Source organism: Nonomuraea sp. NPDC049624, from assembly GCF_040675255.1.
Taxonomy (GTDB): domain Bacteria; phylum Actinomycetota; class Actinomycetes; order Streptosporangiales; family Streptosporangiaceae; genus Nonomuraea.
In genome coordinates this window covers 689,598-715,753 of the sequence record NZ_JBFAOR010000002.1, presented here as the reverse complement: position 1 = coordinate 715,753, position 26,156 = coordinate 689,598, and the positions used below count along the sequence as shown (strand labels likewise).

The following is a 26,156-nucleotide window of genomic DNA, read 5'->3' as shown; positions in this document are numbered from 1 at the left end:
GTCACAACTACATCACTACCGACATCACCCCGCCGTCCCGCCAAATCCGAAGAGGTTGGTAGTGGCCCCCACCCGGGTCAGCCCGGGAGCCTTTCGCAACACGCCGTCCTTGACCAGCCGCAGCGGCGACGTGGGCGGCTTCGGCGCCTCCCCGCTCGTCTGGACGATCCGCAGGGCCAGCGCCGGGCACATCTCGACCGCCCGCCGCGCGTCCTTGACCATCCACCCCGGCACGTTCCGGAACGACGGGAACCCGTAGTCGTCCAGGTCCACGAACTCCGGCAGCAGGTGCGCGCACAGGCCGTGCCCCTGGCAGCGGGTCCAGTCCACCTCCAGCCGGTACTCGGGCTCCACCTCCGGCTCCGGCATCGGCAGCACGCCGCGCACCGGACGGCCGCACGAGCCGTGCTCCAGGTGGAGTGCGATCTCGCTCTCGAACGCGTCCAGCGCCGACAACACGAACTTGGCCGTGCCGTCAGGGTGGAAGCACGCGCCACGCCGCTCGACCGCCCGCACGCACCGGCGCACGGCGTCCACGGAGCCGGTGCCCTCGGCGATCGCGCACAGGGCACGCGCCACGTCGGGCAGCCCCAGACGGCAGGGACCGCACTGCCCGGCCGACTCCGCGGCCAGGTACGAGGCCACCCTGGCCGCCTCGCCCAGCGGACAGGTGCCGTCGCCGAGCGGCACGATGATCCCCGCGCCCAGCGTGGCGCCGGCCAGCTTCATGCCCTCCCGCGAGATCACCGCCGACCCGGCCACCTCGGCCGACAACCACGCGCCGTGGTAGCCGCCGACCAGCACGCCGTCCCCGGCCTCGGCCTCGCACAGGGCGAGCACGTCGGCCAGCAGCACGCCGGTCGGCGCCTCGATCACCGCGCCGTTGGCCGCGCCGCCGCTCACCGTGAGCAGGATCGTGCCGGGCTCCTTGCTGGTGCCCACCTCGGCGTACTTCTGCGGGCCGTACTCGGCCAGCAGCGCGAACTGGGCAAAGGTCTCGGTGTTGGACAGCAGGGTCGGCAGCCCGTCCACGCCGCTCGTCGCGGCCCGCCGCTTCCTGCCCGGCGGGATGGCCTCCTCGCCGTTCACGCCGCGGACGAGCGCACCGCCCTCCCCGCTGATGAACCTCTCCGCCAGCCCGACCACCCGGATCGGGATGCGGCTCTCCGAACCGCCCGACACGTTCGCGGCCCGGCGCTCGGCCACGGCCGCCGCCACGGACGACTCGGCCACCTCGCCCTCGACCGTGGCCACGACCACCTCGCGGGCGCCCAGCGCCTCCGCCGCCAGGATGGCGCCGTCCAGCACGAGGTGCGGGGTGCGGGTGAGCAGCATGGCGTCCTTGGAGCTGGCCGGCTCGCCCTCGGCGCCGTTGACCAGCACCACGCTCTCGCCCGTGCCCGCCGCGTCGGCCACGGCCCGCAGCTTGCGGGCGAACGGGAAGGCGGCGCCGCCCCGTCCGCGCATGTCGACCTCGTTCACCATGGAGATGAGCTCGGCCAGTTCGCGCGGCCGCGGCTCGCCGTGCAGCGTCCGGTGCGCGGGCAGGTCCAGCCGCCGGCAGTGGTCGAGCCCGGCGGTCAGCCGCGCCGGGCCCATCCGGAGCACGCGCGGCACCCGGTGCGGGATCACGACCGGCTCCCCGGGGTCGCGCGGCGCGGGCTCATCCGGCCTCCCGGTACCTGCGCCGGGCGTCGGCCAGGCTCACCGGCGCGTCGGCCGCCGCCGCTGTGGCCGCGGCCGTCGCCCGCGGCCGCTCGACGGGCACGTCCGCCGCCACCCCGGCCGTCACGGCTGGCGCCTCGACCCTCTCCGGTACGACGGGCGGCCTGCGCAACGTGGCCAGCACCCGAACGATCAACGCGGACCCGACCGCGGCCAGGCACGCCACGTACGACCAGGCCACCCAGCCGGCCGGCGACCGGCCCGCCGTCAGCCCGTGCATGATCGCGATGGGCCAGGCCAGGTAGGCGGCCGAGTGCAGCAGCCGCCACAACCACGGCGTGCCCCGCACGGCGAAGCGGCCCCTGAGCATCCCCGTGGCCACCGCCACGACCATCAGGTCGAAGGCGAGCGCGCCGAACCCCACGTAGACCCCGGCGACCGGCACGATCGCCGCGCCCGGCGGCGCGTGTCCCAGGCTGATCATCAGGACGATGTGCGTGACCAGGTAGGCGAGCCCGATGAGGGCGGTGGCGCGGTGCGCGAGCTGGGCCCTGACCCGGTTGGGCGGGGACAGGAACACGCGTTCGGTGGTGACCAGGCCGAGCGCGACCGTCGCGGTCAGCAGCACCAGGGCGAACACGCCCGCGTAGAACTCTAGGAAACTCACTCCTCGGCCGAGCAGCGCGACGCCGCGTTCTGTCCTGGCCAGCGCGAGCACCGACAACAGGACGGCCGTCAACGAGGCGCTCGCCCCCAGCCGGACATTCCTTGTGTCCAGCTTGGTGGGGGCGTGCCGGGGGTGTCGTCTGTGGAGCATCTATTTCCCTCCAAGGTCGGGTGAGGGTACGACTCGGAAGGCTGATGGGGACGTGTCAGCAGCGGCGACCCCGGTTGATGCACGAGACGACGAACTGCATCAGCCGTTCGGGCATGACGTTGGCGAAGTCCGCGTGGTCGGTGACCGGGTTGTGCTTCTGTTCAGGGAACGCGTCCACGGCGAACGACGGACCCTGTGGAACCGTGTAGGCGAGGAGCATGCGCAGTTGCGGAATCGCCCTGGTGCCTTGCGGACAAGCGCCGTTCTGCCCGGGGAAGACCACGTGCGTGCGGTGATTGGCGCTGTCGGTGTTCTGACCGTCCCAGCAGCTGGGGAAATCCAGAATACGAAGAACCTGACTTCCGCGCGGGCAAAGCGGATATTTATCGGGACTTATGCGATTTGTGAATCCTGTGCAGCTCCAGCGGGCTCGGGCGTTCGCGGCGCCGTTCGTCCCCGCCTTGGCGTCGCCGGTGATCAGGCGCAGGAACCTCGGCATCGCGACGACCCTGGAGGTCGCGTTGCCCCGGAACTGCAGGCTCACCGTGCCGGCGCGGATCACCCGGCCCACGTTGCCGTCGGGGTCCTGGACGTTCGCGTCCACTTTGCGGTCGCGCAGAACTGGCCAGAAGTAAGTGGATTTATCCCCTAGGCGGCAGGTGGTTCCGGCGGCGGCCAAACTCTCGTCGGTGGAGAAGCCGTCCGTGGACAGGTTGCCGACGTAGTCGTGCAGGTGGTGGGCGCCGTTGCTGACGCCGGGGGCCACGATGAAGTTGTCGGGGTTGTTGTGACCGTTGCGGTTGGTGCCGCATTGGGCGACGAACGTGCCACGTGAGCCGTTCCGTCCGATGCCGGCGTCGAGCCGCAGGGGCTGGACCTGGCGGATGTCCACGAAGTCCGTGACGAAGGGACCGAGGTCCTTGCAGTCGTCGTCCTGGGAGGCCGTGGGGGAGGGGGAGGCGGTCCGGGTCGGCCGGCCACGCCGGTCCTGCGACTGGTCGCCGGGGTCCTGCGGGTCCTGAGGGTTCTGGGGGTCCTGGGGATCCTGCGGGTTCTGGGGATCCTGGGGGTCCTGGGGGTCGCGCGGGTTCTGGGGGTCCTGGGGAGCGGCCGTGGGGGTGCGGGGGGAACGGTCGCGGCGGAACAGGGCGTCGCCGGAGTCCTCCGGCTCCGGCGACCGCGCCGGGTCGCGCAGCACGATCCCGCTGCCCTGCACCTGCCGATCCCCGCCCCGCCCCTGCCGGTCCGGCGCCTGCTGATCCGGTCTTTGCTGGTCAGGGAACTGCTGGTCGGGCGCCTGCTGATCCGGTGCTTGCTGGTCCGGGTTCTGCTGGTCGGGTGCTTGCTGGTCCGGGTCCTGCTGGTCAGGGGCCTGCTGGTCGGGGGCCCGGTCGCGCTGGCGGCGGCCGTCGTCCTGGCTCGCCTGGGCCGGGTCGCAGTGGTCGGCCCGCGCCGGCGCCACGCCGATGACGGCGGCGGACACCAGGCCGCCCGCCGCCACGGCAAGAGCGGTCATGGCCGCGGCCATGCGCCCGGTTCTCATGGTTGTCAGCCGTTGCATGGTGGGAGGTACGCGGGCTTACACCATCAGGTTCACCCATGACCGGAGATAGTTAGAAATAACTGGAGTTATCGGAGTGGCTGCCGGACCGATAACGAAGGTGTAAAGATGTGCCCCGTGCTAGGTCACCTCGACGGCAGGTTCGAGAGTGCGGATGCCGAGGCGGAACATCGCATCGCGGTGCTCTACCAGGAGTTCGGCGGCCCTCTGCTGCGCCACGTACGCAAATCGACCGGAAACGATCTGCAATGGGCCGAGGACGTCGTACAGGAGACCCTGGTCAGGGCCTGGCGAAACTCGGCAAGACTGCAATGGGAACCGAGCCTTTTATGGGCGTGGCTGCTGACAGTGGCCCGCCGCATCGTCATCGACGGACGCCGACGGAAGAGCGCCCGGCCTCACGAGGTCGAGCCGCCCGAAGTCGACCAGATGTCGGTGCCGGACGGCTCCGAGCGCGCCCTGTCGGCGATCGTCGTCGCCGACGCGCTGCGCAGCCTGTCCGCCGAACACCGCGAAGTCATTGAGCAGACCTACCTCCGAGACCGTACGATAAGTGAAGCGGCGGAGATTCTGGGGATTCCGCCGGGCACGGTGAAGTCCCGGCTCTACTACGGGATCCGGGCTCTCCGCGAACAGCTGCGTGACAAGGGGGTAGCCGGCTGATGCACGACGGGGTGGCCGCCTACGTCCTCGGCGTCCTCGACGAAGAGGAGCACGAGGCGTTCGAACGCCACCTCGACGCGTGCGAGCGGTGCCAGGCCGAGCTCCTGGAGCTGGCCGAGCTTCCCGACCGGCTCGACGACCTCAAGACCGCCCCCTCGGCCTCCGGCGACGATCCCCCCATGTCGATGTCACGTTGACGTCTATGCCCTTTTCGGGTGATATCGGTACGGCGAGGCACACGCCCGGAATCAGGGCCGGGCGTTCAGGGGGAGGTGTTCGGTGGGCATCGACGGTGATGCGCCCGTTCCCCCCGCGCCGGCGGTCCGGCGAGGAAGGCGACCAGGTGTCGCCCATCTCCGCGGACGTACCCGTCTGCACTACTTCCCCTCGCTATGGGAACTAAGAGCCTGGCTATGAACAGTCATGGCAAACCCTCACAAAGGAGTGAGAGCGAAATGCCGCTCGACGAGGCCAAGGATGAGCTGCTGCAAAGAGCCGCGGAGAGTTGCGCGGTCGGCAGCGAGCACATGAGCGCGGAGGAGGCCCTCTCCTTCCTGCGGTTCTACTACCGCCATGTCGCACCCGAGGACCTGCTCGACCGCAACCCCGTCGACGTGTACGGCCCGGCGATGTCCCAGCGGCAGCTCGCCGAGGTACGCCCCCAGGGCCGGGCCGTGGTCCGCGCCTACACCCCCACGCTGGAGGAGAACGGCTGGGACCCCGGGCACTCGGTCGTCGAGGTGGTCACCGACGACATGCCGTTCCTCGTCGACTCGGTCACCATGGAGCTCGACCGGCAGGACATCGGCACCCACCTCGTGGTCCACCCCCAGATGCGGGTGCGCCGCGACATGACGGGCCGGATGCTCGGCCGCGGCCAGGAGGACGTCACCGGCCAGATGCTGGTGGAGTCGTGGATCCACATCGAGATCGACCGCCAGGCCGACCCCGCGGTGCTCAGGCGCGTCGAGGCTGACCTGCAGCGGGTGCTCGCCGACGTGCGGTACGCGGTCGAGGACTTCAGGAAGATGCGGGCCCTGGCCGTCCAGACGGCCGAAGACCTGAGCATGAACCCGCCGCCGCTGGAGCCCGCCGAGGTCGAGGACAGCCTCGACCTGCTGCGCTGGCTCGCCGACGGGCACTTCACGTTCCTCGGCTACCGCGAGTACCGGCTGGAGCACACCGACCAGGGCGAGATGCTGAAGGCCCTGCCCGGCGCCGCGCTCGGCATCCTGCGCGACGACAAGGTGGGCTCCGACAGCTTCTCCGCGCTGCCCGCGGAGGTGCGCGCCAAGGCCCGCGAGAAGCAGCTCGTGATCATCACCAAGGCCAACAGCCGGGCCACCGTCCACCGCGCGACCTACCTCGACTACATCGGGGTCAAGCTGTTCTCGCCCGAGGGCGAGGTGATCGGAGAGCGTCGTTTCCTCGGCCTGCTCACGCACGTGGCCTACAACGAGTCGATCTCCAGGATCCCCGTGCTGCGGCGCAAGCTGGCCGAGGTGCTCAACGCCGCCGGCCACGCGCCCGACAGCCACGACGGCAAGGACCTGATCGAGATCCTGGAGACGTTCCCGCGCGACGAGCTGTTCCAGACCTCGGTCGCCCAGCTCCTGCCGATCGCGCTCGGCGTGCTGCGGCTGCGCGAGCGCAAGCAGGTCAAGCTCTTCCTGCGGCGCGACGACTACGGCCGCTACATCTCCTGCCTGATCTACCTGCCCCGCGACCGCTACACCACCAAGGTGCGGCTGAAGATGCAGGAGGTGCTGCTCAAGGCGCTCGGCGGCAGGTCGCTCGACTACAGCGCGATGATCGGCGAGTCCGTGCTGGCCCGGCTGCACGTGGTCGTGCGCGGCGAGCGCGGCAAGCAGCTCCCCGCGCCGAGCGTCGACGTGGAGGAGCTGGAGGCGCGTCTGGCCGCGCTCACCCGCTCCTGGGAGGACGACCTGGCCGCCGCCCTCGACGAGATGACCTCCGAGGAGGAGGCCCCCGCGCTGGCCAGGAGGTACGTCTCCGCCTTCCCCGAGGGGTACAAGGCCGACTTCCCGCCCAAGGTCGCCGTGGTCGACCTGCGCCGCCTGGAGCAGCTCGTCGCCGACGGCGAGGAGGTGGCGATCAACCTCTACGAGCCGTACGACGCCGCCGAGGGCGAGCGGCGGCTGAAGATCTACAAGGTCGGCTCGCCGATCTCCCTGTCGGAGGCGCTGCCCCTGATCCAGCGGCTCGGCGTCGAGGTCGTGGACGAGCGGCCGTACGAGATCGACCGGGACGGCGACGCGAGCACCAAGAACGCCTGGATCTACGACTTCGGCCTGCGCTACACCCCCTCGGACGAGGTGGACAGGAACGACTTCAAGCGGCTCTTCCAGGACGGCCTGAGCGCCCTGTGGCAGGGCCGGGTCCAGGCCGACAACTTCAACGCCCTCATCCTGCGGGCCGGCCTGACCTGGGAGCAGGTCGAGATCCTGCGGGTCTACGCCAAGTACCTGCGGCAGGCCGGCAGCACGTTCTCGCAGCTCTACATGGAACGCGTGCTGCTGGGCAACGTGCGGCTGGCCCGGCTGCTGGTCCGCCTGTTCGAGGCCAAGCTCGACCCGAGGCGCGGCGACGACGTGCGGGTCGACCTCGTGGACGCGCTCAACGAGGAGATCCTGGGCGCCCTCGACGAGGTGGCCTCCCTCGACGAGGACCGCATCCTGCGGGCCTACCTGGAGATGATCCAGGCGACCCTGCGCACCAACTACTTCCAGACGGTCGACGGGCAGCGCAAGCCGTACATCTCGCTGAAGGTCGACCCGCAGGCGATCAGCGTGCTGCCGCTGCCGCGGCCGAAGTACGAGATCTTCGTGTACTCGCCCCGCGTCGAGGGCGTGCACCTGCGCTTCGGCAAGGTCGCCCGCGGCGGCCTGCGCTGGTCCGACCGCATGGAGGACTTCAGGACGGAGATCCTCGGCCTGGTCAAGGCGCAGATGGTGAAGAACACCGTCATCGTGCCCACCGGGTCCAAGGGCGGGTTCGTGGTGAAGCAGCCGCCCGCGTCCGGCGCCCGCGAGGACGTGCTGGCCGAGGGCGTGGCCTGCTACCGGATGTTCATCTCCGGCCTGCTCGACATCACCGACAACCTGGTGGACGGCAAGGTCGTGCCGCCGGCCGACGTGGTCAGGCACGACGGCGACGACACCTACCTCGTCGTCGCCGCCGACAAGGGCACCGCCACCTTCTCCGACATCGCCAACAGCGTGGCCAAGGAGTACGGCTTCTGGCTCGGCGACGCCTTCGCCTCCGGCGGCTCGGTCGGCTACGACCACAAGGCCATGGGCATCACCGCCCGCGGCGCCTGGGAGTCGGTCAAGTACCACTTCCGCACCATGGGCGTGGACGTGCAGACCACCGACTTCACCGTGGCCGGCATCGGCGACATGTCCGGCGACGTCTTCGGCAACGGCATGCTGCTCTCCCAGCACATCCGGCTGGTGGCCGCCTTCGACCACCGGCACGTCTTCATCGACCCGACGCCCGACGCGGCCCGCTCGTTCGCCGAGCGGCAGCGCCTGTTCGACCTGCCGCGCAGCTCCTGGGACGACTACGACCCCTCGCTGATCTCCGCCGGCGGCGGCGTGTTCCCGCGTACGGCCAAGTCGATCCAGATCACCCCGCAGATGCGCGAGGCGCTGGGCATCGAGGCGGGCGTCAGCTCGCTGGCCCCCAACGACCTGATCAGCGCCATCCTGCGGGCCCCCGTCGACCTGCTGTGGAACGGCGGCATCGGCACCTACGTCAAGGCCGGCTCGGAGTCCCACGCCGACGTCGGCGACAAGGCCAACGACACGCTCCGGGTGAACGCCGGCGACCTGCGCTGCAAGGTCATCGGCGAGGGCGGCAACCTGGGCTTCACCCAGCTCGCCCGCATCGAGTTCGCCCTGAACGGCGGCCTGGTCAACACCGACTTCATCGACAACTCGGCCGGCGTGGACACCTCCGACCACGAGGTGAACATCAAGATCCTGCTCGACCAGGTCGTGCGCGACGGCGAGCTGACCGACAAGCAGCGCAACCAGGTCTTCACGTCGATGACCGACGAGGTCGCCGAGCTGGTGCTGCGCGACAACCACGCCCAGAACGTGGTGCTCGACGCGACCCGCGCCCAGGCGGTCGAGATGCTCCACATCCACGCCCGCTACCTGCGCAAGCTCGAACGCGACGGGCTGGTCAACCGGGAGCTGGAGTTCCTGCCCTCGGACAAGACGCTGGCCGAGCGGCGGCAGGCCAGGCTCGGGCTGACCGCACCGGAGTTCTCGGTCCTGCTGGCCTACACCAAGCTGGTGGCCGACGCCGAGGTGCTGGGCTCCGACCTGCCCGACGACCCGTACCTGGCGTCGTGGCTGGTGTCGTACTTCCCGTCGGCCCTGCGCGAGCGGTTCCGGACGTACATGGACGCCCACCCGCTGCGGCGCGAGATCATCACGACCTGCGTGGTGAACGAGCTGGTCAACGCCATGGGCACCACGTTCATGTTCCGCTTCGCGGAGGAGACCGGCGCCTCCACGTCCGACATCGTGCGGGCGTACCTGGTGGCGCGGGAGGTCTTCGACCTGCCGAGCTTCTACCGGGCCGTGGAGGCGCTGGACAACGAGGTCGACACCGCCACGCAGATCGCCATGCTGCTGGAGGCCCGCAAGCTGGTCGAGCGCGGCACCCGCTGGCTGCTGGTCAACCGGCGTCCGCCGCTCGACCTGGCCGGGTCGGTCGGCTTCTTCCTCAAGGGCGTCAACGGGCTGTCCGCGCACATCCCCAAGCTGCTCACCGGGCCCGACCTGGCCGCGTACGAGGAGCGCCGCGACTCCTTCGTGGCCCGCGGGGTGCCGCAGGAGCTGGCCGAGCGGGTGGCCGCGATGGTGCCCGCGTACTCGACGCTGGACCTGGTCGAGGTGGCGTCCGTGACGGGCCGTCCGGTGAACGAGGTGGCGGAGGTCTACTTCGACCTGGCCGACCGCCTGCAGCTGGCCCGTCTGCGCGAACGCGTCATCGCCCTGCCCAGGGACAACCGGTGGAACTCCATCGCCCGCTCGGCGCTGCGCGACGACCTGTACGCCGCGCACGCCTCGCTGACCCGTGACGTGCTGGCCCACAGCACGTCCGGGTTGCCGCCCGAGGAGCGGCTGGCCCGGTGGACCGACGGCAACTCGGCCGCCGTGGGACGCGCCCGCCAGACGCTGTCGGAGATCTGGGAGAGCGACCACTTCGACCTGGCGACGCTCTCGGTGGCCCTGCGCGCGATCCGCACGCTGGTGGCCGCCAGCAACCTGCCTCACACGGAGGCGTAGGAACCGCCCGGAGGGGCCCTCACTCGCCGCTGGCGCGGGTGAGGGCTCCGTCGTGGGCGACGACCCGGGCGGCGGCCGGGGCCGACAGCGGGGGCACCGCCGTGGCGTACTGGTGGACCTCGGTGAGCTTGAGGCTGCGGCGCACCGACGAGGTCGAGATGGCCCAGCCCGCCTCCGGCGGCACCGGGATGATGTAGGTGTTGTTGGCGACGGTGCGGGTCGAGGTGTTGCGCGACAGCGAGTACTGGATCAGCGCGCCGCCGTCGGCCGTGCGCAGCGCGTAGACCGGCCAGTTGTCGGCGCTGAAGATCGAGTCGTAGCTGAACCCGTCCTTCTTGGCCTTCTCGCGGTCGGCGGCGATCTGCCTGGCCACCTCCGTCGTGTACGGCCCGTCGGCGAGCAGGCCCGCCGTCACCCCGGCCGACCCGGTCTCGGCCACGCTGGCGTGCACCGGGCCCATGTACTGGGGGCTGATCGTGACGGTCTTGTCGTCGGGCGTCAGCGCCGTGGCGTAGCCGTCGGCGTCGAGCCGCACCCGCGGCAGCTCCTGGCCCGGCAGCAGTTGCGCGGCCGAGCTGAGCAGCCAGTCGTCGCCGCTCTTGGCGAACGTCAGCAGCGTCGGCTGCCCGTTGCGGGTGGCCAGCGCGCTGAACCAGGGCGCCCGCTCGCCCTGGGCGAACCTGGGCACGTAGAGGGTGGGCGAGCCCCAGGAGTAGCGCGGCGGGCGGTCGCCGGTGGACTCGAAGGCGGCCTGCGTGAGCGCCAGCTGACCGTCGCGGACCAGGTCGGTGCCGAGGAACAGCCGCCCCGTCACGGGGCTCTCCACGCGCAGCACGTCGTCGGTGGGCAAAATCTCGGCGACCGCCTCGGCCGCCTCCTGACGCGTGACGGCGGGCGGCGGCGCGCTGGGCGAGGGGCTCGCCGCGCCGGTGGCGCCCGCCTTTCCCTGGGTCACCGCCGGGGACGTCTGAGCAGGGCCTGTGCACGCGGTCGCCGCGGCCAGCACGCCGACGGCGAGCGCCAGCATCTTCCCCCGACCGTATGCACGCACCTCGCCATGTTATTCGTGCACGCGAGGGTCGCGTACCCTAGGGAGACGTGGCAGGCATCGATCCGGCAGAAGAGATCAACGAGCTCGCGAACACGCTCCGCAGCATCCAGGACGTGCTCGACCTCGACGCGATGCGCAAGCAGATCGAGGAGCTGGAGCAGCAGGTTGCCGCCCCAGACTTGTGGGACGACCCCGAGCAGGCGCAGAAGGTCACCAGCAAGCTCTCCCACCTCCAGGGCGAGCTCAACCGCGTCGAGGGCGTCGCGCGCCGTCTCGACGACCTGAAGGTGCTCTACGAGCTCGCGGCCGAGGAAGGCGACGACGACACGCGCCTCGAGGCCGACAAGGAGCTGGAGACGCTCAAGACCGACATCGGCGCCCTTGAGGTGCGCACGCTCCTGTCGGGCGAGTACGACGCCCGCGAGGCGCTCGTCACCATCAACTCCCAGGCCGGTGGCGTCGACGCCGCCGACTGGGCCGAGATGCTGCTGCGCATGTACCTGCGGTGGGCCGAGCGCAAGGGCTACTCCACCGAGGTCTACGACACCTCCTACGCGGAGGAGGCCGGCATCAAGTCGGCCACGTTCACCATCAAGGCCCCCTACGCCTACGGCACGCTGCGCGGCGAGCACGGCACCCACCGGCTGGTCCGCATCAGCCCGTTCGACAACCAGGGCCGCCGCCAGACCTCGTTCGCGGGCGTCGACATCGTGCCGGTCGTCGAGCAGACCGACCACATCGACATCAACGAGGACGACCTGCGGGTCGACGTCTACCGGTCCTCGGGCCCCGGCGGGCAGGGCGTCAACACCACCGACTCGGCGGTGCGCATCACCCACCTGCCCACCGGCATCGTGGTCTCCTGCCAGAACGAGCGCTCCCAGCTCCAGAACCGCGCCTCGGCCATGAACGTGCTCCAGGCCAAGCTGCTGGAGCGCAAGCGGCAGGAGGAGGCGGAGAAGATGTCGGAGCTGCGTGGCGCGACCACCACGTCATGGGGCACGCAGATCCGCAACTACGTGCTGCACCCGTACCAGATCGTGAAGGACCTGCGCACGGGCACGGAGGCGGGCAACCCGTCGGCGGTGCTCGACGGCGACCTCGACGGGTTCATCGAGTCGGAGATCCGCTGGATGCGCAGGGCGGAGTCAGGCGCCACCGACTAGGTGCCTGAGCACCAGCGTCGCGAAGAGCAGCACGAGGAGCAGGACGACGACGAGGGCGGGTGACAGTCCGGCGAAGCCGTGACTGTGCATCCGCTCCCTGTTGGCTCGGCAGAGGGGGCAGCGGCCCTCGATCACGGGGTGGGCGCACTGCGCGCATACGAGGTGTTCACAACTCATGACAGCCCCAAGTCTAGCCGCACAATCGTTTTGTTTCCGTTATGGACGTTCCATGCCAGTCTTCCCCCTAGACTGTCGTCTGGCCAATCGGAACGTCGATCATCAGTAAAGACGGCGCCCCCGATCGGCCGGCGGCGGGAAATGGGCATGTGCCACCCTCGCTTCCGTCCTGACCCCTAGACTGGCATGCCGTGATGCTCTCGTGATCCATTTCGATAATGTCACCAAGGTCTACGCGAACCAGAACCGGCCCGCTCTCGACCACGTCTCCGTCGACGTGGACAAGGGCGAGTTCGTGTTCCTCGTCGGCCCTTCGGGGTCAGGCAAGTCCACGTTCCTGCGTCTGGTCCTGAAGGAGGAGCGGCCCAACTCCGGGGCGATCCACGTCGCCGGCAAGGATCTGGCCCGCCTCTCCAACTTCAAGGTGCCTCACCTGCGCCGCCGCATCGGCTGCGTCTTCCAGGACTTCAGGTTGCTCCCGAACAAGAACGTCTACGAGAACGTGGCGTTCGCCCTAGAGGTGATCGGCAAGCCCAGGCGGTTCATCCGCAAGGTCGTGCCCGAGGTCATCGAGCTGGTCGGCCTGGAGGGCAAGGCCCATCGCATGCCCGACGAGCTGTCCGGCGGCGAGCAGCAGCGTGTCGCCATGGCCCGCGCGTTCGTCAACCGGCCGATGATCCTGCTGGCCGACGAGCCCACGGGCAACATCGACCCCGCGACGAGCATCGGCATCATGAAGGTGCTCGACCGCATCAACCGAACTGGCACCACGGTCGTCATGGCCACGCACGACGCGGCCATCGTGGACTCCATGCGCAAACGCGTCGTCGAGCTGGAGGACGGGAAGATCGTCCGTGACCAGTCGCGTGGCGTGTACGGCCAGGCGTACTGACAGGGAGCGGCAGACACAACATGCGGGCGAACTTCATCTTCTCCGAGGTCTGGATCGGCCTCCGTCGCAACCTGACCATGACGATCGCGGTCGTCATCACCGTGGCAGTCGGCATGGCGATGCTGGGCGTCGGCCTGATGATCAACGCCCAGGTCTCCATGCTCAAGTCGTTCTGGTTCGACAAGGTCGAGATCTCGGTCTTCCTGTGCACCAAGGGCACCGCGATCCCCGAGTGCAACGGCAAGGCCGTCACGCCGGCCCAGACCAAGGCGTTGAAGACCCGTCTTGAGAGCCTCCAGGGCGTCAAGGAGGTCTTCTACGAGGACCAGAGCACGGCGTACGAGAACTTCAAGACGGCCTACCAGGCCAGCCCGACGCTCGTCCAGGCCACCAGGGTCGAGGACATGCCGCAGTCGTTCCGCGTGAAGCTGGTCGATCCCGACAACTACCAGCCGGTGATCGACGCCGTGAAGGGCCAGCCGGGCGTGTCCCAGGTGATGGACCACAAGCAGCTCATCGGCAAGTTCTTCGACCTGCTCGACAAGCTGTCCTTCTACGCGCTTGCCGTCGCCATCGTCCTGGTGCTGGCCGCGGCGCTGCTGATCGGCAACACGGTCCGGTTGTCGGCGTTCAACCGGCGCCGGGAGACGGGGATCATGCGCCTGGTTGGCGCCTCCAACCTCTACATCCAGCTGCCGTTCGTCATGGAAGGCGTGATCGCCGGTCTGATCGGCGGCGTCTTCGCGGCCATCATCCTGATCGTGACGAAGGTCCTGCTGTTCGAGGAGATCGCCGGCTACTTCGGCAGCGGCATGGCCCAGCTCGGCTGGGACGCGGTGGCCCAGACCATCACGCTCACCATGGCCATCGGCGTCGTGATCTGTGTGCTGGCCTCGTTCGTGACGCTCCGCCGATACCTCAGGGTGTGAGGAATCGCCGGTAAGGTCGAAGCATGCCACGTGAGACCGGGCGGAAGGTCATCGCCCAGAACAAGCGGGCCCGGCACGACTACCACCTTGAGGACACCTTCGAGGCGGGGCTCGTGCTCCAGGGCACGGAGGTGAAGTCGCTCCGCGAGGGCCGCGCCTCGCTCGTCGACGGCTACGCCAGCATCGACGATGGCGAAGCGTGGCTGCTCAACGTGCACATCCCCGAATACATGCAGGGCACGTGGACCAACCACGCCGCCAAGCGCAAGCGCAAGCTGCTGCTGCACCGCAAGGAGATCGAGAAGCTGGCCGCCATGACCAAGGAGGGCGGCCTCACGATCGTCCCCACGGTCCTGTACTTCCAGGACGGCCGGGCCAAGGTCGAGATCGCCGTCGCCCGGGGCAAGAAGGACTGGGACAAGCGGCAGTCGCTGGCCGAGCAGCAGGCCAAGCGGGAGATGGCGCGGGCCCTGCGGCACCGCAACCGATGAGAGCGGCGGCACTCTAACCGATGACACGCGCGCGCCGCACCCTTGCCGCGACCGTCACCCTGGCGGTCGCGAGCATGACGCTGACCGGCTGCTTCGAGGAGTCCTCGCCGCACGACGCGGTGCGCGACTTCCTCGTGGGCTGGCAGTCCGAGGACTACGCCCTGGCCGCGGGCCGCACCGACGGCGACCCCGCCAAGGTGGGCAAGGCCCTGGCCAACGCCAAGCTGGAGCTCGACGCGGCCTCGTTCCGCTTCAAGATCAAGAGCGTGAGCGTGACCGGCGAGGAGTCCAAGGCCGACTTCCGCGCCGAGGTCGACCTGGGGGAGAACACCCCGCTCTGGGCGTACGACGGCTCGCTGCCGCTGCACCTGGTCGACGGCAGGTGGAAGGTGCGCTGGTCGCCGTCGGTGCTGCACCCGCAGCTCAAGGAGGGCCAGCGGTTCGCGGTCGAGACCAACCCCAAGCCGCGCCAGCCCGTGGTCGACCGGACCGACGACCCCCTGCAGAACGAGCTCTACGTCTACGTCGTGGGCGTGGTGCCGTCCGCGCTGGGCAACCGGGCCGAGGAGGTCGTGGCCAAGCTGTCGGCGATCACCGGCTACGCCCAGGACCGGCTGCTGAGCCGGATCAGGTCCTCGCCGCCCGACAAGTTCGTGCCGCTGGTCACGTTCGGGCGCTCGCGTTACCTGTCGATGAAGTCGAAGCTGGCCGGCATCTCCGGCATCCAGACCGACCCGCAGCCGCAGCCCATCGACCCGGCCGCCCCCAAGCAGATCGTCGGCAAGGTCAGCGCCCTCACCCCCGAGGACGAGCAGAAGCTCGGCGGCCCCCAGCGGGCCGGCGACTCGATCGGCCAGAGCGGCCTGCAGCAGGCGTACCAGGACTATCTGACCGGCTCCACCGAGACGAGGGTGATCACCCTCGATCTCAAGACCGGCCGGCAGGTGGCCAAGCTGCAGGAGTGGCCGGGCCGCCAGAACGTCTCGGTCAAGACCACGATCGACAGCCGCGCCCAGGCGGCGGCCGAGCGGGCGGTGGCCGAGACGGCCACCAGCGCGCTGGTGGCCGTGCAGCGCGACACCGGCGAGATCCTGGCGGTCGGCACCAGCGGGCTCAACCAGGAGAAGGACGCGCTGGCGGGCAGATTCCCGGCAGGCACGGCCTTCTCGATCGTGGCGGCCGACGCGCTGATCAAAAGCGGCGTCAGCACCAAGCAGCGGCTGGCCTGCCCGGCCGAGCGCACGGTGGGCGGCGCCAAGTTCGTGCACGCCAGCCAGACCGCCGGGGTCACGTCGTCGGCCACGTTCCAGGACAACTTCGCCAAGGGCTGCGTGACCGCGCTGGCCTCGCTGGCCCGCCGGGCCAGCGCCGGCGGCCTGGCCGCGAGCGCCAAGGACTTCGGCATCGGCCAGCCGTGGCGGCTGCCGCTGAAGTCGTTCAGCGGGGCGATGCCCGAGTTGTCCAGCGACGCCGACAAGGCCAGGGCCATCGCCGGCCAGACCGTCGAGGTCAGCCCGCTGTCGATGGCGCTGGTCGCGGCGGCCGTGGGGTCGGGCACCTGGCGGCCGCCGGTGCTCGTGACCGCGCCCACGTCGCCCGATCCGGCGGCGGAGGTCGTCCCGGCCAAGCAGCCGGACGCCGTCCCGATGGATCCGAAGGTGCGCACGGCGCTGACCGCGATGATGCGCGCCGGGGCGGTCGGCAGCCCCGCCCAGGCGGGCCGGGGCAGGGTCTACGGCGTGCGCGCGACGGCGGGCACCCAGGACAAGCCGATGACCTGGTTCGTCGGCTGGCAGGGCGACGTGGCGATCGCCGTCCTGGCCAAGAGCTACGACGCGGCGGCCATAGCGGGCAGCTTCTTCTCGGGCCTTCGTGACCCTGCGTGAAAATCTTGTGACGGCGAGCAACCGTTCCGCGTCGCGGCTGCGTCTTACTGAATGACTGGGCCCGCTCGGGGGGTTGCGGACTCAGTCGCCGTGATGAGATCAGGACTTCATCTCGGGGGAAGTCCTGCCGTCCGGACCGGCTCGACCCTGCCGGTCGGCCCCCGGGAGCGCGTGCTGCTGTGCCACGCTCCCGGGGGTTTCGCCATGCTGGAATTAAGTTGGCGTTGGGGGCGTTGTCCCCTGTAGATTCAGTGTTGCTCGTCTCTGTGTGATCAGCGATCAGCGTGAGGCGTGTTGACAACTGCACAGGGGGTGACTGGCTTCGACTTCGATCTTGCAAGCCAGGTGAAGCGGGCCGAGGACTGCGGACATAACCTCGTTAATCCTGTGACCGCAAACCAATAAGTGCCAATTCCAAGCGCACTGAGGTCAGCCAGGGTTCCCTGGCTCTCGCTGCCTAAGTAGCGAAACCTCTGTCAGCCCGGGAGTGCCTTCGGCCCGGTGTCTGGCATCGCTAGAAGGCTCAACCGATCGACCCGGCCACGGGGGAGATCGGGAAATCAAACAGTGGCTGAGCCCGTCGGCGACTCGCCTGCGTGATCGCCGGGGCTGAGAAAAGCACAGCAGGCTGCGCCCGGAGAAGCCCTGACTTGGGATTGAAGGACGCGGGTTCGATTCCCGCCACCTCCACGTGATCAAAAGCCTCCGACCTGCCGATGACCTCGGCGGGTCGGAGGCTTTTCGCTGTCCGGGGGCGTGCGCGTCCACCAGCGTGCGCGTCCACTAGAACGTGCGCAGCCACCGGCGGAGGCGGTCGAGGGGGGTACGCGGCTCCAGCGGGGGCAGCAGGCGGCGCAGCTCGTCGTCGGTGGCCGGGCGGGCGTCGAGGGCGGCCTGGCGCAGCGGCTTCGCGTCCACCCGCAGGCCGCCGAGCACCTGGACGGTCACCGTGCCGCGGCGCACCGCGTAACCGTGCGTGTCCTCGCGGCGGACGTAGGTGAGGCCGGAGCCGGCCGGGGCGCACTTCTCGGCGAGGTAGCAGACGTCGTCGTCGGCCGGGCTCACGGACAACGTGATGTGGACGCTCTGGCCCCCGTTGCCGGTGTGGTCGGAGGGCGTGTAGACCAGGCCCGCCGGGATGCCCGTGAGATGGGGGGTGTAGCCCGGGACGCGCGCCGCGTAGTAGTCGCCGGTCTGCTGCTGGTCGCCCAGTTCGCGGGCGGCGGCCGGACGCAGGCTCCGGGCGGCCGACCGGAGCAGGTCGCGGGGGACGGCGGCGCTCCCCACCACCGTGACGTACCGGCGGCCCACCCGTACCTGGTAGCCGTGCTCGACCGGGCCCTGCCGGTGGACCAGGCCGCCGGGCTCGGCCGTGCAGGGTCCGGCCGGCAGGCCGGCGTCCTGCGCGGTGGGCTGGCCGCACACGGCCGCGCCCGGCAGGAGCCGGTCGTAGGCGACGATCCGGACGTACCGGTCGGGCGGGATGGCGGCCGGGTCCGCCGGGGTGAAGCCGGAGCCGCCCAGCCCGCCGCCGTAGTCCCTGTCGTCGGGACGGTAGCCGGGGACGGCGACCACGTACGCGGTCTCCCGGTGGAGGTCGGCCACCGCCAGGCGGGCCGCCAGGTCGTCCGGCGGCTCCTGGCGCAGCACCGCCACGCCCGTCCCCACGAGCGCCACGCTCAGCCCCAGCGCCACCCCCTTGCAGCGCCACCCGCGCAGCAGCGCCCCGGCCACGAGGGCGTAGGGCACCCCGCCCAGCACGGCCGCCAGCAGCATGTCGCGGCTCACCCCGAGGCCGGCGACGTCGGTCACCGCCCAGCCGAGGGCCCAGCCGGCGGTTCCCAGGCCCAGCACCAGCAGCGCCCACAGGAGCCGGCCGCCGCGCGTCGCGCCGAGGACGGACACGCCGCGGGTGGCCCCGATCACGATGACCAGGTAGCCGAGCAGGGCCGCCACGCCCAGTGCGGCGGCGGCGAGGAACATCGCCTCGCTGCCGGCGAACAGCACGGCCAGCAGGACCAGCCACGCCGTCGGCAGGAAGACCGACCCGGCCGCCCAGGCGCCGACGAGCTGGGCCAGGACCAGCAGCGGCCGCAGCGCGACCCCGCCGGGGGGACGGCCGGTCCCGATGTTCGTGCGCATCCCGGTCTCCGTTCCTCGCGGCAGCCTTCGCCGCTGGGTTGGACGACCGTCCAGCGGCGCGGGTTCGGTCAAGGGGACCGTTCGAGGATCGTCTTGATGTGCTGGTTGCGCAGGCTGATGAGGTGGGTCATGTGGCGGCGCAGCACCAACAGCTCGGCCAGGCGGCCCAGGGGGCCGGCGGGGGCGGAGAAGTCGACGACGTCGGTCATGAGGGTGGCGCCCGCGTGCGGGGCCGCCTCGAAGCGGTGTTCGTGCCGCCAGTGGCGGAACGGCCCGGACACCTGCTCGTCCACGAAGTACCCGGGCCGTTCCCAGGCGCTGATCGTCGAGGTCATCCGCCAGGTGAGGCCGAAGTGCCTGGCCTGCCAGGTGACCTGGTCGCCGAGGCCGAGCAGGCCCGTGGTGACGCCCGCGACCGCGCGTTCCGACGAGCCGGCCATGGACGCGGTGTGGGTCTCCACCGACAGCGACGTGTCGAAGAGCACGTCGGGGGGAGCGAAGACCAGGGTCACGGTCTCGAAACGCGCCATGGCGGCATCTTAGGGATCCCCGTGGGCGCGGGGCCGAGGGGGATGGGGTGCCGGCTAGTGGGCGCAGCCGGTGTACTCGTCGAGGCGTCGGAACATGGCGGCCAGCATGAGCGGGAACATCGCGACGTGCGCGAGGAGCATCAGGACGCCGCCGTCGATGACGCCGAGCCAGAGCAGCGGATAGAGCGGCACGATCGGGACGAACATCGCCGCGCACATCTCCAGCGTCGACGGCCAGCGGTGGCCGCGGTAGCGCATCCAGGCCGCCATGCCCACCGACATGTTCACGGCCATGATCAGGTATGCCAGCTCCGGCGACTCCTCGTGGGAGACCGAGAGGCCGACGGCCGACTGGAGGGCGCCGAGCGCGAACATGCCGACGAACATGGCCACGATCATCTCCACGTAGTGGAGGGCGAACTTCGACCAGCGGCGTCCGGCGGCGGAGGGGGTCGCGGGTGCGGGGGGCGTCGGTGTCATGGGTCCGACTGTGGCCGGGCGGGGGGACGGGGACGAGAGGGCGAAGCCGTACATGTCTGGAAACTTGGGTTCTTTGTCTTCCGGACCTACAGTCGTGCCATGGAGTACCGGCGGGTCGTGGTCGTCGCCTACGAGGCGGCCGAGCTGCTCGACATCGCGTGCGTCAGCTCGACGCTGGAGAACGCGAACTGGCACGGCGCCTCACCGTACTACCAGGTACGGCTGGCCACCCCCGGCGGCCACCCCGTGACCACCGCCGGCGCGCTGGTGCTGCAGGCCCAGCTCGCCCTGGAGCGGATCACCGGGCCGCTCGACACGCTCATCGTCTCCGGCGGCACCGGCCACGTGGACGCCGCGGCGAACCCGCTGGTCGTCGGCCATGTCCGCAGGCTGGCGCGGGAGAGCAGGCGGGTCGCGTCGGTGTGCACCGGCGCGTACGTGCTGGCCGCCGCCGGGCTGCTCGACGGCAGGCGCGCCACCACCCACTGGCGGGAGGCGGCCGACATGGCCGCCCGCTACCCGCGCGTCACCGTGGACCCGGCCCCGATCTTCGTCCGCGACGGCGAGGTGGCCACGTCCGCGGGGGTCACCGCCGCGATCGACCTCACGCTCGCGCTGGTCGAGGAGGACAACGGCGCGGAGCTGGCCAGGACGGTGGCCCGCGGCATGGTCACCTACCTGCAGCGGCCGGGCAACCAGGCCCAGATGAGCATGTTCGTCAGCCCGCCGGCGCCCGCCGACGGCCTGGTCAGGCGGGTCGTCGAGCACATCTCCGCCAACCTGGCCGCCGACCTCACGGCGGCCACGCTGGCCGCCGCGGCGGGCGTCAGCGAACGCCATCTCACCCGGCTGTTCCTCCGGCATCTCGGGCAGACGCCGGGCAGGTTCGTGCGGCGGGCCCGTACCGAGGGGGCGGCTCAGCTGCTGGCCTCGACCTCGTTGCCCATGTCCGCGATCGCCGTGCGCTGCGGGTTCGGGACGGCCGAGACGCTGCGCCAGGCGTTCGTGGACCGGTACGGCATCCCGCCCTCCCGCTACCGGCTGACCCAGTCGTCCGCGACCGGTTGATCACCGTTTGTCCCGCCCGAAACGGGCAATACGGGCTAGGGTGTCTGACTTGATCCTTTTCTCGGCATTAGGGTGATCAGCAGATGCGAAAGACGATTGTGCTCATCGGGGCGGCCGTCGTCCTGTCAGGGTGTGGCATGGTGTCCGGCGGGCAGCCGCGGGCCGCCGCCAAGGAGGCGACCACCACCGCCCCCGCGCCGCAGCAGACGCCTGCGCAGACGGCGCCGCCGCAGGCGGACGTGGTCGTCGCCACCCGCGAGGCCAAGGTCGGCTCCGGCGACCAGTATGGCAGGGCCCGCGTCGAGATCACCGCACTGAAGCGCCAGGGCAGGACCGTCACCCTCAACTGGACGATCACCGCCGTCGAGGGCAAGGTCAACGTGCACAACGGCCTGGGCGGCGGCGGCTTCGACTACACGGTCTCCAACGTCTCCCTGATCGACCCGGTGAACGCCAAGCGTTACCGCGTCGCCCGCAACGGCACCGCCGCCGACGCCACGTGCGTGTGCTCCGGCACCCAGGGCCAGTTCCTGGAGGCGGGGGAGTCCAGCACGTTGTACGCGGTCTTCGCCGCCCCGCCGCCGGAGGTCACGAAGGTCAACGTCGAGATGCCGATGCTGGGCGTGCTGACCGATGTTCCGCTCTCTTAGCCTGGCGCTGGCCCTCGTCCTGACGCCCACGCCCGCGCCGGTCCCGGCCGACGCCGCCGGCCCGGTGGAGGACCTGGTGCTGCCGGTCGAGGACATCGTCGGCGAGGTCGAGTCCATGGACGGCGCGCAGAGCGAGACCAGGCAGGGCCGCACGGTGACGGTCGCGCTGACCAGCGACGTGCTGTTCGCGCTGGACAAGTGGCGGCTCACGCCCAAGGCCCGCGAACGGCTGGCGGACGTGGCCGCGAAGGTCGAGGCGGAGGGCGCGAGCGGCGTCGTCAGGATCGAGGGGCACACCGACGACCAGGGGAGCGACGCGTACAACCTGGCGTTGTCGCGGCGGCGGGCGCAGGCCGTGCGCGCGGCCCTGGGCCCTTTGCTGGGCGGCGGGAACGTGACCCTCCGGGCCGCCGGATACGGCGAGAGGCGGCCCAAGCTGCCCAACCTGGTCGAGGGCAAGCCGGTGGAACGGAACCGGGCGAAGAACCGGCGCGTGGAGATCGTCTTCACGGCCCGGCAGTGAGGGATCGCTTCGGCGGTGACAGGGCGGCCCGGTCGGGGCGTCACTCGGCCTTGAGCTCGCCGAGGGTCACCGTGACGGTCTGGGTGTCGCCGTCAGGCCGCAGGATCTCCACCTTGACCTGGTCGCCGGGCTTGTAGGCGGTGATCTCCTCCGACAGCGCGGCCATGGTCGTGGTCTTCTTGCCGTTGATCGACAGGATCACGTCACCGGCCCGGATCCCGGCCTTCTCCGCGCCGCCGCCCTTCTCCACGCTCGCCACGCCCACACCGCTCGGCTGCCCGGTGGCGCCGATGACCGTGCTGCCGCGGATGCCGAGCGCGGCCCGGTGGCTGTTGGTGACCTTGCCGTTCTTCACGATCTGGGCCGCGATGTCGGTGGCCGTGTTGCTCGGGATCGCGAACCCGATGCCGGGCGCGGCCCCGCCGCCGAGCTGAGGGTCGGTGGCGGCGAGGGTCGGGATGCCGATGACCTCGCCGGCCAGGTTCACCAGCGCGCCGCCGCTGTTGCCGGGGTTGATCGCGGCGGAGGTCTGGATCGCGCCGCTGATGGTGGCGCCCGGCGACTCGGGGCTCTGGGGCTCGCTGACGGTACGTCCGAGCGCCGAGACGATCCCGTTCGTGACGCTGCCCGACAGGCCCAGCGGGTTGCCCATGGCCAGGACGATCTGGCCCACCCGCAGCTTGCCCGAGTCGCCGAATTTGGCCGGGCGCAGCCCGTCGGGCCGATCGACCTTGATCACCGCCAGGTCGCCGGCGCCGAACGCCTTGACCAGCTTGGCCGGGCGGGGCGCGCCGCCGGTGGCGATCGTGACGTTCATCTCGGTCGCCTCGCCGACTACGTGGGCGTTGGTGACGATGTGACCCGCCGTGTCGTAGACGATGCCGGAGCCGAGGCCCACCTTGGTGTTGATCTGCACGATCGACGGCAGGACGTCCGTGATGACCCGCTCGTATGCGCTCTCCAGCGACTGCGGCGCGCTCCCCGGCGCCTCCGCGGAGGCGGTGGGCGAGCCCGGCGTGGTCGTGGCCGGGCTCGCGGCGGCCGTCGAGGTGGACGCCGGGATGGACGGGGACCGCCCGCAGGCGGTGAGCAGTACGACGGCTGCCAGTCCGGCGACGATCTCCCTCATGGGGAGGTCTCTGCCCAGCTCAGCTGGAAAGATACGCCTCCCGGACGTCCCTTCTGCTGAGTTTGCCGGTCGGGGTGCGCGGCAGCGACTCGCGGTATTCGATCACCCGGGGGTGTTTCAGCCGGGCCAGCCGGGGCGCGCAGTGCCGCAGCAGCTCCGCGGTCAGGTCCGCGCCGCCCGTCACGCCCGGCACGGGCTGGACCAGCGCCACGACCTTGTGCCCCCACTCGGGGTCGGGCACGCCGATCACCGCGACGTCGGCCACCGACGGATGTTCGAGCAGCGCGGCCTCGATCTCGGCGGGGTAGATGTTGACGCCGCCCGAGATGATCAGGTCGGTCCTGCGGTCCAGCAGGAACAGGTAGCCGTCGGCGTCGAGGTAGCCGATGTCGCCCGGGGTGTAGGCGGCGCCGCGCATGGCCGAGGCGGTCTTGTCTGGGTCGCCGTGGTACTCGAAGCGGTTGATGCCGCCGATGTAGACCGTCCCGGGCTCGCCGGGGGCCGCCTCCTGGCCGTCGTCGCGGATGATCGTGAAGGCCATCCCGTCCAGGGCCCTGCCGACCGTGCCCGGCCTGTCCAGCCACTCCTGGGACGACACCATCGTCGCCACCGCCGCCTCCGTCGAGCCGTAGTACTCCCACAGGACGGGACCGAGCCAGTCGATCATCGCCTGCTTGGTGGCGGGTGGGCAGGGGGCGGCGCCGTGGTAGAGGTGGGTGAGGGAGGACAGGTCGTAGGTCTCCCGGTCCGGCACGGCGAGCAGCCGGTGGAACATCGTGGGCACCATGAACGCGTTCGTCACCCGGTGCCGCTCGATCAGCGCCAGCGCCTCGGCGGCGTCGAACCGTTCCGGCGCCACGATCGAGTGGCCGAACTGCAGCGCCATCATCGCCTGGCCGTAGGGGGCCGAGTGGTAGAGCTGCGAGCACACCAGGTGCACCCCCTCGGACGGCAGGCCGAAGTGCCGCCAGCTCTTGCGCATCAGGATGGGGTAGAGGTCCTCGGGCGTCAGGTCGAGCAGCCGGCGGCGCACGCCCTTGGGGCGGCCCGTGGTGCCGGAGGTGTAGAGCATCATCGAGCCGGCCCGGCGGTGCTCGGGCGCGGTGTCCGGCCGGCCGTCGATCAGGTCGGCGACCGTCAGCGCGCCGGGGGAGACGACGACGTCGGCGCCGCAGTCGGCGACGATGTAGTCGATCTCCTCGGCCGTGAAGTGCCAGTTGACCGGCACCAGGTAGGCGCCGATCTGGTAGGTGGCCAGCATCATGGTGAGGGCGTCGAGCCCGTTCTTCAGCACGGTCACCACGGCGCCGCCCGGCCGGACGCCGCGCGCGACCAGGCCGTGGGAGGCTCTGTTGGCGCGGGCGAGCAGTTCGCCGTAGGTCGCGCCGGCGTCGCCGAGCAGGGCGGGACGGTCCGGGTCGGCGGCTGCGATCTCGTAGAAACCCCTCATGTCCGCAGACCATACAGAATTTGATTCTGCTGGGGGAATAGAGGAATTATCCTGCTCTTCGGTGACGTAACCTCAAGGCCATGGCGGACGTCGGCGACGAGAGCTCAGCACAGGACACCCAACCTTTTCGCAAGGTCGTCGTGCCGCCCGCCGAGCAAGCCGTGCCGCCCGCCGAGCAGACGGTCAAGATCCCGCGCCCGCCGCGCCCGGGGGCGTCCCAGCCGGCGGGGCCGACTCCGCAACCGTCGTCCGGCCCGCAGCCGCCGTCCGGCCCGCAACCGCCATCCGGCCCGCAACCGCGTCCCTACCCTGGGCCGCCGTCGGGCCCGCAGGTGCGCCCGCAGCCTCCGTCCGGCCCACAGGGACGCCCGCCGCATCCGCCGGGCGGGAACGCGCAGTTCCAAGGCGGCGGCCCGCAGGGGCCGGGGCAGCGCGTCGCCCGCGGGGCTGGACAAGGGGCGGGGCAAGGACTCGCGCAAGGGCCGCAGGGGCATGCGCAGGGGCCGGGGCCAGGGCTCGTGCAGGGGGCGGGGCAGGTTCACGCGCAGGGGCCGGGGCAGCGGCCAGGGCAGGGGAGGGCGCCGCAGCATCAACCCGTGCAGGTGTGGCCACCGGGAGCGCCCGGGTCGCCTCAACCTCAGCCCCATCAGGCCCAGCCCCAGGCCCGGCCCCAGGCCCAGGCCCAGCCTCAGCCTCAGCCGGGCTTCGCCGGTCCTGTGACGCCGGTTGTTACCAAGCCGCACAAGCGTGGCATCGGGGACATCCCCATCCGCGCGATCTACCTGATGGGCGCCATCCTCGTCACCGTCACGGCGGTGCTGCTGATCTTCGTCGTGTTCTCCGGCGACGTGCCCACGAGCGGCGACCCCGCCGGGACGACGGTCTCCGTCGCCCCCGTGCCGGCCGCGACCGCCACCCCGACCGCCTCCCCGACCCCCAGCGAGACGCCGGTCGCGCTCCCCTCGGTGCCGGCGAGCAAGGCGTTCCCCACGTTCCCGGGCAAGGCGTCCGTGGTGAGCGGGATCATCTCCGACAAGACGAGCGGCATCAGCTACCCGCGCCTGGCCGCGCCCTGGGACGCCAAGTCGTTCGCGCCGTTCACCGTCGCCCAGCGCATCGGCAAGGTGGCGGCGCCGTACACCGTGATCGCCTCGGCCATGTTCCCCGGCGACGCCCCGGCGAAGAAGCCCTCCAAGGATGCCGACTACCGCGAGATGGCCGTCCGCGCGGCCCGCTGGGCGCTGCGTACGCAGTATCCGGCGGGCGCCGAGCTGACCTCCTGGACCGGGTCCGCGAAGGTGCCGGTCGGCAAGGGCTGGTCGCTGGGGTACAAGGTCACCTACGTCTCGGGCGGCAAGACGGAGACCGCCCAGGCCGTGGTGACGGTCGTCGAGGTGGGCAAGACCAAGCCGGCGCTGCTGCTGGCGTCGATTCCCGAGAAGAACAAGGCGCGATGGGCTGATTTGAACACACTCCTCCAGCAGGTACGTCCCCTCTAGGCCAGAAGCATGCTCTAGAATATGGTTCTGGGCATCGGGTACTGACTTTGACCTGGCTGGAGG

At 70.7% G+C, this 26,156-nt stretch carries 21 protein-coding genes and 1 other RNA gene; 13 read left to right on the top strand and 9 right to left on the bottom strand.

The genetic code is table 11. From position 1 onward, the window contains the following. Positions 1-24: 24 nt before the first annotated feature. The 3 genes from AB0J76_RS09545 to AB0J76_RS09535 are packed head-to-tail and all read right to left on the bottom strand — an operon-like array spanning position 25 to position 3,998. Entirely contained in the window at positions 25-1,632 is a 1,608-nt protein-coding gene (locus AB0J76_RS09545) for an NADH-ubiquinone oxidoreductase-F iron-sulfur binding region domain-containing protein (RefSeq protein ID WP_352321702.1), read from the bottom strand. A gap of 31 nt (positions 1,633-1,663) precedes the next feature. After that, positions 1,664-2,482, bottom strand: a complete 819-nt coding sequence (locus tag AB0J76_RS09540; RefSeq protein WP_352321704.1) for a hypothetical protein — start codon at positions 2,480-2,482, stop codon at positions 1,664-1,666. Between the two features lie 55 nt (positions 2,483-2,537). After that, complete coding sequence (locus AB0J76_RS09535; protein ID WP_352321705.1) at positions 2,538-3,998, bottom strand: DUF1996 domain-containing protein; 1,461 nt, start codon at positions 3,996-3,998, stop codon at positions 2,538-2,540. 162 nt (positions 3,999-4,160) lie between these two features. Here AB0J76_RS09535 and AB0J76_RS09530 point away from each other — a divergent pair, with 162 nt between their 5' ends. From AB0J76_RS09530 to AB0J76_RS09520, 3 genes are all read left to right on the top strand, one after another. Continuing rightward, positions 4,161-4,706: a sigma-70 family RNA polymerase sigma factor gene (locus AB0J76_RS09530; RefSeq protein WP_364325670.1), complete on the top strand. Its 546-nt coding sequence runs from the start codon at positions 4,161-4,163 to the stop codon at positions 4,704-4,706. After that, positions 4,706-4,903 carry a zf-HC2 domain-containing protein gene (locus AB0J76_RS09525; protein ID WP_352321708.1) on the top strand — a complete coding sequence of 66 codons (198 nt, stop codon included), beginning with the start codon at positions 4,706-4,708 and terminating at the stop codon, positions 4,901-4,903. The genes AB0J76_RS09530 and AB0J76_RS09525 overlap by 1 nt, the downstream gene beginning before the upstream one ends. A 258-nt stretch (positions 4,904-5,161) precedes the next feature. Next, positions 5,162-10,030: an NAD-glutamate dehydrogenase gene (locus AB0J76_RS09520; protein WP_352321710.1), complete on the top strand. Its 4,869-nt coding sequence runs from the start codon at positions 5,162-5,164 to the stop codon at positions 10,028-10,030. 19 nt (positions 10,031-10,049) lie between these two features. On the opposite strand, the gene AB0J76_RS09515 is transcribed toward AB0J76_RS09520, so the two are convergent. Continuing rightward, entirely contained in the window at positions 10,050-11,081 is a 1,032-nt protein-coding gene (locus AB0J76_RS09515; RefSeq protein ID WP_352321712.1) for a hypothetical protein, read from the bottom strand. A 47-nt stretch (positions 11,082-11,128) separates the two neighbouring features. Here AB0J76_RS09515 and prfB point away from each other — a divergent pair, with 47 nt between their 5' ends. The 6 genes from prfB to ssrA all read left to right on the top strand — a co-directional run bounded on the left by prfB (position 11,129) and on the right by ssrA (position 17,315). Continuing rightward, positions 11,129-12,247 carry a peptide chain release factor 2 gene (prfB, locus tag AB0J76_RS09510; RefSeq protein WP_352321713.1) on the top strand — a complete coding sequence of 373 codons (1,119 nt, stop codon included), beginning with the start codon at positions 11,129-11,131 and terminating at the stop codon, positions 12,245-12,247. Between the two features lie 379 nt (positions 12,248-12,626). Then, positions 12,627-13,316, top strand: a complete 690-nt coding sequence (gene ftsE / locus AB0J76_RS09505; RefSeq protein ID WP_020541427.1) for a cell division ATP-binding protein FtsE — start codon at positions 12,627-12,629, stop codon at positions 13,314-13,316. 20 nt (positions 13,317-13,336) lie between these two features. Further along, on the top strand, positions 13,337-14,245 hold the full coding sequence (gene ftsX / locus AB0J76_RS09500) for a permease-like cell division protein FtsX (protein ID WP_352321716.1): 909 nt from the start codon (positions 13,337-13,339) through the stop codon (positions 14,243-14,245). A gap of 23 nt (positions 14,246-14,268) precedes the next feature. Beyond that, positions 14,269-14,736 carry an SsrA-binding protein SmpB gene (gene smpB / locus AB0J76_RS09495; protein WP_352321717.1) on the top strand — a complete coding sequence of 156 codons (468 nt, stop codon included), beginning with the start codon at positions 14,269-14,271 and terminating at the stop codon, positions 14,734-14,736. A gap of 20 nt (positions 14,737-14,756) precedes the next feature. Further along, entirely contained in the window at positions 14,757-16,622 is a 1,866-nt protein-coding gene (locus AB0J76_RS09490) for a penicillin-binding transpeptidase domain-containing protein (protein ID WP_352321719.1), read from the top strand. A gap of 308 nt (positions 16,623-16,930) precedes the next feature. Continuing rightward, positions 16,931-17,315: a transfer-messenger RNA gene (gene ssrA, locus AB0J76_RS09485) on the top strand. Positions 17,316-17,405: 90 nt separating this feature from the next. On the opposite strand, the gene AB0J76_RS09480 is transcribed toward ssrA, so the two are convergent. The 3 genes from AB0J76_RS09480 to AB0J76_RS09470 form a co-directional block, all read right to left on the bottom strand. Then, positions 17,406-18,764 (bottom strand): hypothetical protein, encoded by a 1,359-nt coding sequence (locus AB0J76_RS09480; RefSeq protein ID WP_352321720.1) that lies wholly within the window; start codon positions 18,762-18,764, stop codon positions 17,406-17,408. 68 nt (positions 18,765-18,832) lie between these two features. Next, entirely contained in the window at positions 18,833-19,294 is a 462-nt protein-coding gene (locus AB0J76_RS09475) for an SRPBCC family protein (RefSeq protein ID WP_352321722.1), read from the bottom strand. Positions 19,295-19,348: 54 nt separating this feature from the next. Beyond that, entirely contained in the window at positions 19,349-19,774 is a 426-nt protein-coding gene (locus AB0J76_RS09470; RefSeq protein ID WP_352321724.1) for a hypothetical protein, read from the bottom strand. A 99-nt stretch (positions 19,775-19,873) separates the two neighbouring features. Here AB0J76_RS09470 and AB0J76_RS09465 point away from each other — a divergent pair, with 99 nt between their 5' ends. The 3 genes from AB0J76_RS09465 to AB0J76_RS09455 all read left to right on the top strand — a co-directional run bounded on the left by AB0J76_RS09465 (position 19,874) and on the right by AB0J76_RS09455 (position 22,015). Beyond that, a complete protein-coding gene (locus AB0J76_RS09465) occupies positions 19,874-20,842 on the top strand; it encodes a helix-turn-helix domain-containing protein (RefSeq protein ID WP_352321726.1) in 969 nt (322 codons plus the stop codon). Positions 20,843-20,925: 83 nt separating this feature from the next. Then, positions 20,926-21,492, top strand: a complete 567-nt coding sequence (locus AB0J76_RS09460; RefSeq protein WP_352321728.1) for a lipoprotein — start codon at positions 20,926-20,928, stop codon at positions 21,490-21,492. Then, a complete protein-coding gene (locus AB0J76_RS09455; RefSeq protein ID WP_352321729.1) occupies positions 21,476-22,015 on the top strand; it encodes an OmpA family protein in 540 nt (179 codons plus the stop codon). Before AB0J76_RS09460 ends, AB0J76_RS09455 begins: the two co-directional genes overlap by 17 nt. 40 nt (positions 22,016-22,055) lie before the next feature. Here AB0J76_RS09455 and AB0J76_RS09450 read toward each other — a convergent pair whose 3' ends face one another. Then, positions 22,056-23,144 (bottom strand): trypsin-like peptidase domain-containing protein, encoded by a 1,089-nt coding sequence (locus tag AB0J76_RS09450; RefSeq protein ID WP_352321731.1) that lies wholly within the window; start codon positions 23,142-23,144, stop codon positions 22,056-22,058. Between the two features lie 19 nt (positions 23,145-23,163). After that, positions 23,164-24,594 carry an AMP-binding protein gene (locus AB0J76_RS09445; RefSeq protein ID WP_352321733.1) on the bottom strand — a complete coding sequence of 477 codons (1,431 nt, stop codon included), beginning with the start codon at positions 24,592-24,594 and terminating at the stop codon, positions 23,164-23,166. A 716-nt stretch (positions 24,595-25,310) separates the two neighbouring features. Here AB0J76_RS09445 and AB0J76_RS09440 point away from each other — a divergent pair. Continuing rightward, the gene (locus AB0J76_RS09440; RefSeq protein ID WP_352321735.1) at positions 25,311-26,093 is read left to right on the top strand and encodes a hypothetical protein; all 783 of its coding nucleotides are present in this window, start codon (positions 25,311-25,313) and stop codon (positions 26,091-26,093) included. The last annotated feature ends 63 nt before the right edge of the window (positions 26,094-26,156 follow it).